General features: G+C 57.0%; 9 protein-coding genes and 1 tRNA gene. 4 read left to right on the plus strand and 6 right to left on the minus strand.

Features of this window, described 5'->3' with window-relative positions:
• Nucleotides 1-27 precede the first annotated feature (27 nt).
• Together IY73_RS02330 and IY73_RS02335 are read right to left on the minus strand one after the other, a co-directional pair.
• Nucleotides 28-100: transfer RNA gene (locus IY73_RS02330), tRNA-Arg, on the minus strand.
• Between the two features lie 58 nt (nt 101-158).
• Nucleotides 159-2,792: an HAD-IC family P-type ATPase gene (locus tag IY73_RS02335; protein ID WP_082346528.1), complete on the minus strand. Its 2,634-nt coding sequence runs from the start codon at nt 2,790-2,792 to the stop codon at nt 159-161.
• A gap of 151 nt (nt 2,793-2,943) precedes the next feature.
• Between IY73_RS02335 and IY73_RS02340 the strand changes: the two genes are divergently transcribed.
• On the plus strand, nt 2,944-4,566 hold the full coding sequence (locus IY73_RS02340; RefSeq protein WP_053961644.1) for a threonine/serine exporter family protein: 1,623 nt from the start codon (nt 2,944-2,946) through the stop codon (nt 4,564-4,566).
• A gap of 225 nt (nt 4,567-4,791) precedes the next feature.
• On the opposite strand, the gene IY73_RS02345 is transcribed toward IY73_RS02340, so the two are convergent.
• Both IY73_RS02345 and IY73_RS02350 read right to left on the minus strand, forming a co-directional pair.
• On the minus strand, nt 4,792-5,592 hold the full coding sequence (locus IY73_RS02345; protein WP_237025133.1) for an enoyl-CoA hydratase: 801 nt from the start codon (nt 5,590-5,592) through the stop codon (nt 4,792-4,794).
• Nucleotides 5,593-5,692: 100 nt separating this feature from the next.
• Nucleotides 5,693-6,544, minus strand: a complete 852-nt coding sequence (locus IY73_RS02350; protein ID WP_053961645.1) for an aldo/keto reductase — start codon at nt 6,542-6,544, stop codon at nt 5,693-5,695.
• 289 nt (nt 6,545-6,833) lie between these two features.
• Here IY73_RS02350 and IY73_RS02355 point away from each other — a divergent pair, with 289 nt between their 5' ends.
• On the plus strand, nt 6,834-8,171 hold the full coding sequence (locus IY73_RS02355) for an alpha-amylase family glycosyl hydrolase (protein WP_158408670.1): 1,338 nt from the start codon (nt 6,834-6,836) through the stop codon (nt 8,169-8,171).
• Nucleotides 8,172-8,254: 83 nt separating this feature from the next.
• Nucleotides 8,255-9,991 (plus strand): alpha/beta fold hydrolase, encoded by a 1,737-nt coding sequence (locus tag IY73_RS02360; protein ID WP_053978769.1) that lies wholly within the window; start codon nt 8,255-8,257, stop codon nt 9,989-9,991.
• A 523-nt stretch (nt 9,992-10,514) separates the two neighbouring features.
• On the opposite strand, the gene IY73_RS02365 is transcribed toward IY73_RS02360, so the two are convergent.
• Together IY73_RS02365 and IY73_RS02370 are read right to left on the minus strand one after the other, a co-directional pair.
• Nucleotides 10,515-11,792: a citrate synthase gene (locus IY73_RS02365; RefSeq protein ID WP_053979189.1), complete on the minus strand. Its 1,278-nt coding sequence runs from the start codon at nt 11,790-11,792 to the stop codon at nt 10,515-10,517.
• A gap of 168 nt (nt 11,793-11,960) precedes the next feature.
• Complete coding sequence (locus tag IY73_RS02370; protein ID WP_053978770.1) at nt 11,961-12,992, minus strand: aldose epimerase family protein; 1,032 nt, start codon at nt 12,990-12,992, stop codon at nt 11,961-11,963.
• Between the two features lie 314 nt (nt 12,993-13,306).
• Here IY73_RS02370 and serC point away from each other — a divergent pair, with 314 nt between their 5' ends.
• Nucleotides 13,307-14,428, plus strand: coding sequence for a phosphoserine transaminase (gene serC, locus IY73_RS02375; RefSeq protein WP_053961649.1), 1,122 nt, complete (start codon nt 13,307-13,309; stop codon nt 14,426-14,428).
• The last annotated feature ends 53 nt before the right edge of the window (nt 14,429-14,481 follow it).

Consider the following 14,481-nt stretch of genomic DNA (forward strand, 5'->3'; position numbering starts at 1 on the left):
CTGGCGCGCCGGTACGGGACGTGTGCGTGCCCCAGATAGGATTCGAACCTACGACACCTTCTTTAGGAGAGAAGTGCTCTATCCCCTGAGCTACTGGGGCTCAGTTGATACCTACTTTAGTAGACGATGCAAGAAGTCTGGTATCGACGAGCCGAAGGTTAACTAGCTGACCGTTTCCGTGCCGCCTCCGCCATTTTGGCGTCCTGCTGCTCTACTTCGAAGCGCTCCCGGGTACGCGCCCACACGAAATGTTGCTCCCCCTTCACAGCTCCCGTCACCCACCACAGGATCTCTACCAGAACCGCACCGCAGAGGCCTGCCAACAAGCCCCACTCCATGAGAACACCATTGGTGGCATCAAGGAAGAACACCTTCGCCGTGAACGGCCACAAGAAGATCACCGGATACATGGCAGCCGACAGTACCACCAGCAGAATCTTCCACCAGCGCAACGGCCGCGCTACGACACACAACACCCACGTGGCTGTCACAATCAACGTCGCGAGCGTCGCTGTGGAGATCTGCGTCTGCAGGGTATCGGAAATGCTAGCCCCGCCCTCGCCATAGACATGCCGAAGCACCATATACGTCACGAACGACACCGCACTAATAATGACGCCAGAGGGAACAGCAAGTCGGAGAACCCGTTGCACAAAATGGTCTTTGGCACGCGCAGTATTCGGGGCCAACGACAACAAGAACGCCGGGATACCGATAGTGAACCAGCCCGTAATAGTCACGTGGATCGGCTGGAAGGGGAACGGCACCTGGGCAAACACCACAAGCAGCGCCAGCAGCACGGAATAGACCGTCTTTGTAAGGAAGAGATTAGCAACGCGTTCAATGTTGCCGATCACCCGACGGCCCTCTCCCACTACCGACGGCAACGTAGCAAAACGGTTATCCAACAGGACAATCTGGGCCACAGATCGGGCAGCAGACGATCCCGAACCCATCGCTACCCCAATATCGGCACGCTTCAAGGCCAAAACATCATTCACTCCGTCACCCGTCATCGCGACCGTGTGGCCGTTATGCTGCAACGCTCCCACCATGAAACGCTTCTGCTCCGGAGTTACCCGGCCAAACACCGTATGGTTCTCCACGTCGTCGGCAAACTCCGCTGCCGCAGTCGACACGGTACTCTCCTGGCGCCGAGAACGCTGTGCAAACGCATCCTCGGAAAGCTTCGGTAGCTTCCGGGCATCGAGCGGCGCGTCTGCCCCCACCATAGTGAGCTCACTGGCGACTGCTCCCACCGAGGTAGCATTGTCCCCAGACACCACCTTTACGTCCACCCCTTCGCCGTGGAAATACTCCAGAGTATCGGCAGCATCCGGTCGTACTGACTGCTGCAGCACGACCAGTGCCACTGGCGTTACAGTTCCCGCTTCCACAAACTCCTCGGCCGGAGTGTGCGCCAACTCGTCCACCGGAGTGTCCGACCGTGCCAGCAGCAACACACGCAAGCCAGTCGACCCGACCTCATCTGCGGTAGCGGCGGCAGAAGAATCCGGGGCTGCTAGCACATCCGGCGCCCCGAGCATCCACTCCCCATGCTTCCCAAAGCCCATCGCCGACCACTTTTTGTCGGAAGAGAAGGGGACAACAGCGGTTTGCTCCCAATCCTGCTCGCCGGCATAGGCATCGTCGTGGCCCGAAGTCGCCCACTCTGCAATGGCCTTCATAGAATCATTGGGGTGGTCATCATAGATCGCCATGGCTGCCAGCGCCTGCTGTGCCGCCTGTGCCAAAGTCTCATCCTCGGCGGCCTCCCCTAGCGGAGTTACCTCTTTCAACTCCATAGAGTTATTGGTCAACGTGCCGGTCTTGTCCGTACACACCACATCAACCCGAGCAAGCCCTTCAATGGCAGGAAGCTCCTGCACCAAACACTGCTTCTGCCCCAACCGAATGACACCCACGAAGAAGGCAATTGAGGCCATCAACACCAGGCCCTCCGGCACCATCGGAACGAGTGCCGCCGCCATCGAAAGAACGGCCTCATTCCACGGCTTTCCCGTTTGGAAAAGCTGTGTGTAGATCGTGGCGATGCCGGTGGGCACCAGCAACCACGTAATGACCCGCAGAATCTTATTAATACCCGTCATCAACTGGGAATTTGTCAAAGTGAACTGGGATGCCTCGGTGGCTAACTTAGCGGCATAGGCCTCCGTTCCCACTTTTGTCGCCTGATACACGCCGCTTCCAGCCACCACAAAACTGCCAGAAAGGACCACATCACCAGGCTCCTTATGGACAGGGTCATTCTCTCCCGTCAGGAGGGACTCATTAACGTCGAGTGCCTGCGCTGAAATCACTTCACCGTCAACGAGAATCTGCTCCCCAGCCGATAACACGATGAGATCTCCCTGCACCAGCTCCGTAGCAGGAATCTCGAAATCCTGTGAGCCACTCTCCTTCTGCCTCCGTACCATGGGCTTCGCTTGCCCCACGATGGAGAGCTTGTCCAGCATCCTCTTAGCACGAATCTCCTGGATAATACCGATACCCGAGTTAGCAATGATGAGCAGACCAAACGCCGCATTAATAATGGAACCGGTACTCAACACGATAATGAGCAGCACACCCAACATGGCATTGATACGAGTAAAGACGTTGGCGCGAATAATTTCGCCCACGCTCCGCCCGGCGCGGACCCGGTGGTCGTTACCGTTGCCAGCTGCCCGGATTTCGCTGACCTGGTCCTCCGTTAATCCTTCTGCGGGTGTGTAGTCAGCCTCATCAAGGACAGTGGAGAGGGCAGCAGCGGGAAGCTTCTCTTCAGCCACGCGGGGCTCCTTCCTTCCCAGCTATGCGGGGAGCTCTGCATGGGAGGGTTTGTCTCAGCGATTCACTAATGTTCTCAGCCTAATTGATTTCCACAGATGATGACGGGTCCCCATAATTCACTTTTAGCGTCCTAACAGTCATAATGGCTTAGTGACTAGTGATGATTCTGCGCAGAACAAGACTCCCGAAGACCTCCCCGAGACGTCCGCTGTTATCGCTGAAACAGTGCACAATGCTGTTGAAGATGCCGTAGCGGAGACCGTCACCGATCCGGTAAAAGAACGGCAAGAGATCGACGACCCCTCTACTCTGGCTGAACGCACCACTACTGTTATTCGCCTCGGTTCTCTCCTGCTCGCGGCAGGCACCGGCGGATACCGCGTCAAGCGCGCAATGCAGCGAGCCGCTTTTGCTTTGGGCATCGATCGTTTCGACGCATCGGTGACGCTCACCAATATTACGGCGACCGCCTACATCAAAGACGACTACCGGACATTGGTCAGTGAAGCCCCCGCCATCGGCGTAAACGCCTCCCGAATCGAGGCTCTCGAGAGTATCTCTCGAGACATCTCTCACGGCATCAGCAACGCAGATCTGAATGCTCGCATTGACCATGTTGTTAAGTGGGTGAAGCCTCGCTACGGGTTGTGGGTCAACGGCCTCGCCTCAGGTTTCGCGTGCGCAGCATTCGCGGTCCTCAACAAGTTCCCGCCGGAAGCGTTGCTCTTTGTCCTGTTGGGCGCAACCTTAGGCCAGATGACGCGCCGCGTCCTGGGACACCGTGGCTGGAACCAAATGGGTGTCGCTGCTCTGGCTGGCGTAGTCGCCTCCGTCATCTACCTCCTATGCGTCTCTATAACTGCCGAGATTGTTCCCGGCTTTATCTACAACTCCGCTAACGCTGGTTATGCCCCGGTGAGTGCCGGGTTCGTGGCCTCAGTGCTCTTCCTTATTCCCGGCTTCCCTATGTTCACCAGTCTCCTGGACCTGGCGAAACTCGATTTCAACTCCGGTATCCAGCGTTTCACCTACATGCTGACGCTACTGGCTGCCGCTACCAGTTCGGTGTGGATTGTTACCCTGGCAACCGGTCTGCAGCCGCTCCCCCAGATTGGTAACCCCTACCAGGTTCGCTTTGGTGCCGAGTGGTGGCCGCTCTACGTGTGGGTCGCTTCCTTCATCGGTATTGCCGGCTTCGCCGTACTCTTCAACTGCTCTCGCCGAATGGCACTGCTCTCCTCGGCGACAGGCGCTACCGCTAACCTACTGAAGTTCATCCTTATCGACCACAGTATCGTGGGTCTTCATCTACCCACCCAGACGGGTGCCTTCATCGCTGCTCTCTTCATTGGTCTGGTTGCCGCGATCATCGCCCCTACTATGCGAATTCCACGTATTACGATGTCCGTCCCCAGTGCCGTCATCATGATTCCGGGTGCGTCCATGTACCGGTTCATCTACTTCCTCAACATCGGTGACCTCGGCCTGGCAGCCCGCAATCTGTTGGATGCCGGCTTGGTGGTTATTGCTATTGGCGCGGGACTTGCTGTCGCTCGTATGGTGACGGACCCCGAGTGGTTGTACGACCGTCGTCACCCGCGATTCCACCGCCGTCACCTCATCGGACGCACGCAACGGGCCATCCTGGGTGTACAGGCCGCCCGCCGCGCCGCCAAGAAGGCCATTCGGGAAGCTGCCCGCCACGATGCGCACCGTATCGAGCGGGAAAAGACTGGCCCGACTCAGCACGCAGTATCAAAATTCCAGGATTAGCGCTCTTCTCCGACCAGTCGCCCTGCCCACTCTTTTCTATCACTGTTCTCTCGCCAGTTGCGTGTGAGAGAACGGCACAAGTGCGCCGATAAAGAAAGGAGCCACCTATTCAGGTGGCTCCTTTTGCTTACACAGCCATACTGCACAGAAGAGGTACGTCAGTGTGGACAGGCACTGACGATAGAGTGACGGACGCGCAGACACCCGGGCACGCCGGAGAGCATCCTAGATGCCGCGGAAGCGGGGACGCCGTCCTTCCGCGAAAGCACGGCGTGCTTCCTTCAAGTCTTCGCTAATCCATGCAGTCTTAGCAGCGGCCGCTTGCATCGGGGTGGGCTGCTGCTGGGCGAGGTCATTATTAAAAACAAGCTTGAGGTGGTGCAAGGTGAGCGGTGCGTAGGTGGCGATCTCCTGTGCCCAGGCGAGGGCATCATCGATATTGCCCACCTTGTTTACCAGACCGTGTGCGGCGGACTCCTTCACATGGAAGGGGTCGCCGGTGTAGAGGATGGTACGGGCAAAACCGCCACCCACCAGGGACTCCAACCGACGGACAGTCCAGTTATCAAGTGCAAAGCCCATCTTGGCCACAGGCAGCGCGAAGAATGCCTCATCACCAGCGACACGCAGGTCACAAGCCATGGCAAGCTGTGCACCGGCACCGATGGCCGCGCCATTCACATAAGCAATGATGATAAGTTTCGAGCGCTCAATCGTACGCAGCATGGCGACGTTCTGATTGGCGAATCCGGAGGAGAACACACCGCCAGTGAGGTCCGCGCCGGCGCAGAACACTTCGCCCGTACCCGTGATCACAAGGCTGCGGCAGCCTTCGTGCTCGACTCGCTCAACGGCCAGCTGAATACCGCGGCACAGTTCTGCATTGAGCGCGTTACGCCGTTCGGGGTTACGCAAGGTCATCTTGGCGATGCGGGCATTGCTAAAGATCTCGACCAGAATAGGTCGGTTTTCAGCATCGGGGTTCACGACTTCGCCGTCGATGCGGAACTCAACTGTAGTGTCCACGAGTGAGATACCTCTCTTCGTCCCACTCACTGGGCTCAGTCGCTGGGAAAGAGGCTGAACTCCGGGGCGGGATACAGTGCCATGTTGTCTTTACTTCAGTTTACAGATCCCCGTTAAACTCGTCTGGGTCCTTACTCATTCTGCCGTCAGCTCGATCCATATTCGTTATAGACGCGAGCTCTTCTTCTCCCATCCAGAAGTCCAGCACGTCGAAGTTCTCCTCCATACGCTCCCGGTGAGTGGTCTTCGGAATGACGAGAGTTCCCAGCTGCATGTGCCAGCGCAGCACAATCTGTGCCGGTGTCTTGCCATATTTCTCGGCAAGCGCGGTAATAGCATTGGCATCAAGGCCTTCACCACGTGCCAGAGGACTCCACGCTTGGGTCCGAACGCTGAAGTAGCTGTTGAACTTCCGCATGTCTGGCTGGGAGAAACCTGGGTGGAGTTCGATCTGGTTAAGGACCGGTACAACCCCCGTCTCAGAAATGATGCGTTTCAGTGTTGGCGCCGTGAAGTTGGAGACTCCGATACTACGGAGTTCGTCGGTGTCACGGAGGGCAATCATCTCTTCCCACGTTTCGACGTATTTATCGACAGCTGGCTGGGGCCAGTGGATGAGGTATAGATCGACATACGCAAGCCCCAAGCGATCGAGGGAGGCGTGGAAGGCGTCCACAGTCTCCTTTTTGCCGTGGTCGGTATTCCAGAGTTTGGTGGTCACGAAGATTTCGTCACGGGGAATCCCGGACTCACGAATTGCCCGGCCGACACCCTCTTCATTGCCGTAGAGAGCAGCAGTGTCAATGAGTCTATAACCAACTTCGAGAGCTTCCGACACGACTCGGTAGGCATCGTCTTCGGGAACTTTGTAGACACCAAAGCCAAGCTGGGGAATGCTGGTTTGGTCATTGAGAATGACCTGAGGGACTGGAGCAGAGTGATGAGGAGACATAGCTAAATCCTAGCGCTCTCAGTGCCTTTACTCTCGAAAAGAAACTCATTTTACGTATTCTAGAAACATGCAGTTGACGTCCACGCGGGCACCCCGTTCTAGCTGGTTAAGCCTGGCATTTATAGTCACTTCCGTGGTGGCGGTAGGAGCGATAATCGCTTCTTTGATCATTTCGTTCGCGCACAGCGAACAGACGCCACCAGGGGGTCTGGTACGGCAGAGTGTAGCGGCCCGTCAACACACCACGACCACTCCCCGCGAGCGCGCTTTTCGTGATGTTGGGCTACAAATGTTTCAGTGGCCGTGGAACGCCATTGCTGAGGAATGCCGCTCCTCGCTCGGCACGATGGGTATTCGCCGCGTTCTTATTAGTCCCCCGCATGAGAACCTCAATATCCCCACCTGGACGAGTTCCTACGCACCCATCAGCTACCGGCTAGACTCCAAACTAGGAACCAGGGACGAACTCCGCCGGATGGTGGAAACCTGCCATGCGCATGGGGTGGACATTATCGCTGACGCCGTTATGAACCACATGGCGCCGGCCATCCCACCCTTCCGTGGTATCGCCGGCAGCACGTTCCATCGCTACTCCTATCCGGGCATCTACTCTTCGGCGGACTTTCACCATTGCCATTTAACCCCCGACGGGGTACTTCACACCTATTTCGATCGTGGGCAAGTTCAGCAGTGTGACGCCCTCGGATTACCGGACCTCGACACCGGTTCTCCCCATGTCCAGAAGGTTCTTCACGCCTACCTCCGCGACCTGCTCAGCGTAGGGGTTGATGGATTCCGGATTGACGCAGCTAAACATATTTCTGCTGCAGATGTTGCGGGCATTCTTTCGGTCGTACCCGCTGACAAGTTTGTGGTGCAGGAAGTCATCATTGGTCTGCACGAGCCTATCCACCCGCAGGAGTATTTCCAGAATGGCCGTGTTTTCGACTTCGCCTTCGCTGGAGTAGTGAAAGACGCTCTCCAGTATGGGGACCTTTTCGGCTTGTTTTCGACCGGGGCTGAGCGGGGGTTGCTTCCCCTCTCCCAAGCGGTACCTATCGTCACTAACCACGATTTTGAGCGTGACGTTAACCTCCTCACCTACCGGGATGGCTGGGTCTACCATTTCGCTACTCTCCTGATGCTGGCTACTCAGCACGGTAGCCCCTTCCTTTACAGCGGCTATGCATTCGATTCCCGCGACCAGCCCGCACCTTCGACACCCGCAGGACTCGTCGACACTCCTCATTGCACTCCCCACCTCTTGCGGCCACGGGTGGGGCAGTTCCTCTGTGTTCAGCGTGATGCTGCTTATCGCACCATGGTGGAATGGCGCTATCGGGCTATGAATGGCACCCTTCAGCCGCGCCAGAACCACACCTCGGATATCCCGGTGTTGGCTCCCGCACGCATCGTCTGGTTCCAACCGGGGATCGTCGCGCTAATGCGCAATGGCCTCCTATTTGTGGCAAATTGGTCTGGGCATCCGGTGAAGATTCCTCTTGCCCCAGGTCAGACGGACTCTACGAGCCTAATCTCTCTCCATGCGGGTAGAGTGGAGCTAGATCATACCCTGCTAACAGTTCCGCAGGGAGACATTGTGGTGAGTATGCGAGCAGCTCACTAGCTGATGCTGATTCCGCTATCTCCCTCCGTGTTTTCGACGGCGCATCGTGGAAACACTGTTACTTTCACAGAAAGGTGCATTGCATGGCTTTTCCACGTGCAAACCACAAAGTTCTAAGTCTGGTGACGGGTACCGCACTAACAGCAGGTCTGCTGGCTTCTCCCTACGCTGCAGTAGCACAAGCTGCTGAACAACCTGGCGATACTCTACATTGGGGCCCCTGTCCGAAGGACGTCCTCAGCAATCCTGCTTACCACATGCAGTGCACCACCTTTAAGGTGCCGTTGGACTACCGCAAACCTCACGGCAAGAAGATCACCATCACGATGTCTCGTATCAAGGCCACCGGCCATTCTCGCGGCATCATCCTCAACAATCCGGGTGGACCAGGCGGTTCTGGTCTCAACTTGTGGAACTGGATGGTCTCCGCTGGCGCTGGCCCACTCCACAAGCATTTCGATCTCATCTCTGTGCAACCTCGTGGTTTGCAGCATGCAACTCCACTAAAGCCCTGTGTCGACCCAACCGTACCGGAGATTGATTCCCCGGAGAAGGACGAAGAACGGGACCTGCCGAAGAATCTTGCGGGTGCTAAGGAAAAGGTGACCAAGACCGTATCAGAGTTGCAACGGCTCGTCGGTGATGTTGACCCAAAGGACTCTGCCAGCAAAGCTAAGGAAAAAGCCCAGGCTGAGTATAAGCGCTGCGTAAAGGACTATGGCGCTCTCTTTGATCAGGTCACTACGGAAAACACGGCACGTGACTTTGATATGGCACGCCAGTACTTGGGCGAACAGAAGATCAATTTTTACGGTGCGTCCTACGGCACGTGGCTCGGTGCAGTGTACGCGACTATTTTCCCGGAGCACACGGGGCGCTTCGTCCTCGACTCTGCTGTCGACCCCTCCGAGATTTGGACCAATAACTTCGGTAACCAGGGTGACATGCAGCGGCGCCGTATGTACGAAATGTTTGACTTCATTGCCGCCCATGATGACCTTTACCATCTGGGAGACACCCCGCTGAAGGTCTACACCAAGTGGTACCGCATCGTTGAAAAAGAGACGCATGGACCCGGCACTCCGCGTCTCAGTGCGCCTCCCGCACAAATTGGCGACGTGCCCCCGGAGTTCAGCCACAACATCCAGCTCTACCTGGAAGGCTACAATCTGGCACGCCCCATTGCCGACCGTATTGAGCGCGCTATCCACGCCTGGCAGGTTCCCAGTACCGAGCAGGAACACAATCTGTGGGAGCTCACTGGTAGTGCCTTCACGGGCCGCTCTGCCTGGCCCAAAGTGGCTTCCTACATGCAGAGGCCTCGCCCGAAGCCGCTGACCAAGGCGGAGAAGGAAGAGCAAATTATCTCTGCTAATGTGTTCACCGCAGTCACCTGCAATGAGAATGCGGTTGCCCCGAGCCCGGTGAACTTGCCGGCAACTGCCGCTGCCTACTTCACGGGTGCGGACTTCTTCACGCTGAAGAATCTCATCGTCACATCTGGGGTAATGTGCCCGGGTATTGTCCCGACCACCAAGCCCGTCCAGGTGACGGGAGCGTATCTCAAGATTCGCCCAGTAGTGCTGCAGTCGGTGTACGACACGCAGACTCCTTACCCGGGTGGTGTGAAGATGGCCGATGCCATGAACGCCTACTTCGTGAAGACGGAGGGTGGCGACCATGGTGTGTATGTGCGCCACAACCCTGCCGCGTGGAAACTGGTCAATGACTATTACCTCAAAGATCCGGTGGTAACGCGGACGTCCCTTCCGTATGCAACTGTCGACAATTTGGTGGTGAAGCCAGACGAGAAGAAGTAGCCGCCTCAGGCACACTTCTATCCTCTAGATAGCACCTTCTTCGGTATATCGGGGTAGAGACCGTTTTCTCCCCTCTCAACGGACAAGACACCACAACAGTGCGAGGAGAACCTTCCTGGTTCGCCTCGCACTGTCTTGTTCATGTGGCGATGAGTTCACTCACTACGCCATGGAGTTATAACGCCCTACTTGTGGCAGTCGCAGGTGCAATCGGGGCCGCACTCGTTCTTACCACAGTGTCCTTCTGCGCAGCAGGTGCAGGTATCGGTGCAGGTGCAATCGGGGCTGCAGCCGCAATCAGCCATGTTCTTGTCCTTTGTTTGCCCTTACGCAACATATTGTTATGTGCGCATTTATTTATGCTACTTCGTGCAGAGTGGAAGTCAACCAGTAAGAAAAGGTAAACAGAAGAGGTCAGTCCAAGCGCCGACCTCTTCTCTCTTCAGTGTTATCTAACAGGACAAACGGGCCCCTACCGAGGGGACACCTGACATGCCATACGGCAGCTTCTGCACAAGTAGCCTTACTGGCGGTCTTCCAGCGGAACGAACGCGCGTTCCGTCTCGCCCTTGTACACTTGGCGCGGACGACCAATCTTGTTGCGGGGATCGCTATTCTGCTCGCGCCACTGGGCAATCCACCCAGGCAAGCGACCAAAGGCGAAGAGCGGCGTGAACATCTGGGTCGGAAATCCCATCGCCCGATAGATCAAACCAGTGTAGAAGTCGACATTCGGGTAGAGGCGACGCTCGACAAAGTAATCATCCGCTAGCGCCTTCTCTTCCAATGCCAGGGCAATATCGAGGAGCTCATCGCCACCCAACATATCGATCACACGGTGAGCGTGCTTCTTCACAATGGCTGCCCGCGGATCGTAGTTCTTGTAGACACGGTGGCCGAAGCCCATTAGACGAACGCCGTCTTCCTTGTTCTTCACCCGCTCCATGTAATCATGCGCGTCGCCGCCGTCATCGCGAATCTTCTCCAGCATCTCCAGCACAGCCTGGTTGGCGCCACCGTGCAGCGGGCCGTACAGCGCATTAATACCAGCAGCAATGGAGACAAAGAGGTTCGCCTGCGAGGACCCCACCATACGCACTGTCGACGTCGAGCAATTCTGCTCGTGGTCTGCGTGCAGGATGAGGAGCACTTCCATGGTGTGAACCAGCTCGGGATCCAGCTCGTATTCCTGGGAGGGAGATCCGAACATCATCCGCAGGAAGTTCTCGACAAGAGTGTACTCGTGGCGAGGGTACATCGGAGCCATGCCATGCAGGTGACGGTAGATGTCCGCCGTGAGCATCGGCACCTGCCCCATGAGGACGCGAGTGGCCTTCTCCACCTGCTCCGGATCGTGGGGATCCAAACAATCCTGGTTGTAGCAGGACAGCAGGTTGACGGCAGCGGACATGGACGGCATCGGATGACCCCACCGCGGAATTGCCTCATAGAGCTTACGGAAGTCCCAATCGAGTTCCGTGTTGTACTTGATGCTCATGCGAAAGTCTTCAAGTTCCGCAAAATCTGGGAGATGGCCATGAATAAGTAGGTAAGCCACTTCCATGAAGGTGGCCTTCTCTGCTAGCTCCTCGATGGGGTAACCACGGTATCGGAGGATGCCCTTGTCACCGTCGATGTAGGTGATACGCGACTCGCACGAACCGGTATTGACATAACCGTTGTCGAGGGTGATCATCCCCGTCTTGTTGAGAAGAGCTCCTAATTGGACGCCGTCGTAACCCTCGGTTGCGTGCACAATAGGCAGGTCGATATCGCCGTCCGGGAGGATCAACTTGGCCATATCGTTGGGGTTCTGCTCCTGACTCACACGCTTTCCTTTCGTTCTGCGGCTCGGGAGTCCGGCTCCCACTGTTGAGAGAGATCTCATACAGTCGTGAACCTAAGAATACCTTCTCGCTATTTTAAAAATAACCCGCAGCTTGTGCTTGCTCGACAATTTTGTAGACGACTAGAGGTGGTCAGAAACCTCCCCGTGCACGCGCCACTGCCCCGACCACTCAGCGAATGGCTCGAGCACGATGACATCTTGGCCGGTCACCATAGCATTAGGCGGACATGTCATGGGTTCTACCGCCAGTGCACGCCCTTCCTCGGTGTCCTTGCCGGGGAACATCACCGTTTTCTCGCCAGTAGTGAAAATCTGCAACCAAGTAAAACCAGAATCTGCATCCATCACCACGCTGACGTTCTGATCCTCTGCTACCGGGCCAGTCAGCCGCGCGAGTTCCCGCCAACCAACATCGACCGGCGTGTCTTGTGCAACCGTGAACGGAGTATCAAACCAGACATCCTCCATACTAGTCGGCTGGCGAAGTACCGGCACTCCTTCCCCAATTGGAAGGTGCTCGCCGGTCGGCAGGTTACGGTCATCCGTCACCCACCACTCGTCAACACTCGCCTGCAGCGTGCATGCATTCAAGGCCGCCCCACCCGCGGTGATATAGGGATGTGCACCATACCCCCACGGCATCGCTTGGCGGGACTCATTTTTTACTGACACTGCAACCGTCAAGCCAGCTGCCGAGACTTCATAACGCACCACTACGGAAAACTCCCAGGGCCATCCATTGCCCAGCGCTGGCCCCGAGCGAAAGCTCAAGGTCACGAAACTCCCATCGGAAGCTTTCTCAGACACATCCCACAGCGCCGCTGTCGCGAGCCCATGAATGGCATTATGGAGCGCCGGCTCGCTCATCTCCAACGCCACCGGCGTCTCCTGGAAAAGGAACCGCGCATCCGCGATGCGGTTAGGCCATGGGATGAGAGTTTGGCCACAGGTAAAGGGGGATTCCGCACCGTAGGGTTCCGCTAGCGGAACTTCCGTCGCCCCTTCAGATGGGGTCCACCAGAGACCTTGCACAGCCGCACCCTGTCGATCAATCAGTGCCCGATAAGGGCCAGACTCCAGCGCAATAGTGCGCCCAGAAACCAGTTGAGCTTCGATTTCTAGCGCGATCTTGTCTTCAAAACTCTCGTCCATCAGCTCTTCTCCTCGACAGTTACGGGTGGTAAAGAGGTCGGGAACATCTGGGAGATTCAGTCCGCCACACGCTCTATTGTCCCTAAGAATAGCCACTTGTAGCGAGCTATGAGGCAAGTCTAGGAAATCCGCTACGAGGAGTTGATGATGCACTGGTGACGGCATGGTGACAGCGACAAGAAGGAGATTCGCTAAGCACGGAGCCCAATTCCCTTACCCCATGAGAGCAGACTAGAATCGTAAGAGTCTGCCCCTGGTAGTTGTGCCAGACTGCCAGCCAAGACAATCTCCATATAGAGTCACGAAGGACAATAATGACCGACGCTATGATCACGATCCCTGCTGATCTTCTTCCCGCTGATGGCCGCTTTGGCTGCGGACCCTCCAAGGTCCGTGCAGCACAACTCGATTCGCTGCTCAATCCGGGTGCTTCCATCATGGGCACCAGCCACCGCCAGCCTGCTGTGAAGAATGTCGTCAAACGCATCCAAGAAGGACTGCTTGACCTCTTCCAAGCCCCCGAAGGATACGAAGTTGTGCTGGGCATCGGCGGCGCTACCGCTTTCTGGGATGCCGCAACGTTCGGTCTCATTCGGGAACGTTCTTTGAACCTGACCTTTGGTGAGTTCTCCTCCAAGTTCGCCACTGCCTCGAAGAAGGCTCCGTGGCTGCAGGACCCGGTCATTGTCGCAGCCGAACCCGGTTCTGCTCCCACCCCCGTCACCGACGATAGCTGCGACCTGATCGGCTGGGCACACAACGAGACCTCCACCGGTGTCATGCTGGGTGTCGAGCGTCCGGAAGGCTCCGACGGCGCCCTCATTGCTATCGATGCCACCTCCGGCTCCGGTGGGCTGCCCGTCAACATTGCAGATGCGGACTGCTACTACTTCTCCCCTCAGAAGTGCTACGCCTCTGACGGTGGGCTGTGGTTGGCAGTGATGAGCCCCGCCGCCATCGACCGAATTGAAGAAATCTCCACCAGCGGCCGCTTCATCCCGGGCTTCCTCGATCTCAAGACTGCGCTGGACAACTCCCGTAAGAACCAGACCTACAACACCCCGGCCGTCGCCACCCTCCTTATGCTGGCGAACCAGGTTGAATGGATGAATGAGAACGGTGGACTGGACTTCACCGTTGGTCGTACCACCGACTCCTCCAGCCGTCTCTACGAGTGGGCCGAGAAAAGCGAATTCGCCACCCCGTTCGTGACGGATCCGGCACTCCGTTCACTGGTAGTGGGCACCATCGACTTCAACGACGAGGTCGACGCTGCAGCTGTCGCCAAGGCACTGCGCGCCAACGGTGTGCTCGACACTGAGCCCTACCGCAAGCTTGGCCGTAACCAGCTGCGCATCGGTATGTTCCCGGCTATCGACCCCGAGGACGTCAGCCAGCTCACCAAGTGCATCGACTACGTTGTCGACCATCTCTAAGCACATTCGCTAGCCCGGTCCTCGGACTGTGAACTTTCACAAACCGTGGAAGA

The sequence above is a fragment of the Lawsonella clevelandensis genome, from assembly GCF_001293125.1.
GTDB classification, from domain to species: domain Bacteria; phylum Actinomycetota; class Actinomycetes; order Mycobacteriales; family Mycobacteriaceae; genus Lawsonella; species Lawsonella clevelandensis.

What these genes read in the sequence shown, in the direction of transcription:
- IY73_RS02350 (WP_053961645.1), bottom strand. Translation starts at nt 6,544, where the DNA reads ATGTCTCCTCATCACTCTGCTCCAGTCCCTCAGGTCATTCTCAATGAC.
- IY73_RS02355 (WP_158408670.1), top strand. Translation starts at nt 6,834, where the DNA reads ATGTTTCAGTGGCCGTGGAACGCCATTGCTGAGGAATGCCGCTCCTCG.
- IY73_RS02360 (WP_053978769.1), top strand. Translation starts at nt 8,255, where the DNA reads ATGGCTTTTCCACGTGCAAACCACAAAGTTCTAAGTCTGGTGACGGGT.
- IY73_RS02365 (WP_053979189.1), bottom strand. Translation starts at nt 11,792, where the DNA reads ATGGCCAAGTTGATCCTCCCGGACGGCGATATCGACCTGCCTATTGTG.
- IY73_RS02370 (WP_053978770.1), bottom strand. Translation starts at nt 12,992, where the DNA reads ATGGACGAGAGTTTTGAAGACAAGATCGCGCTAGAAATCGAAGCTCAA.
- serC (WP_053961649.1), top strand. Translation starts at nt 13,307, where the DNA reads ATGACCGACGCTATGATCACGATCCCTGCTGATCTTCTTCCCGCTGAT.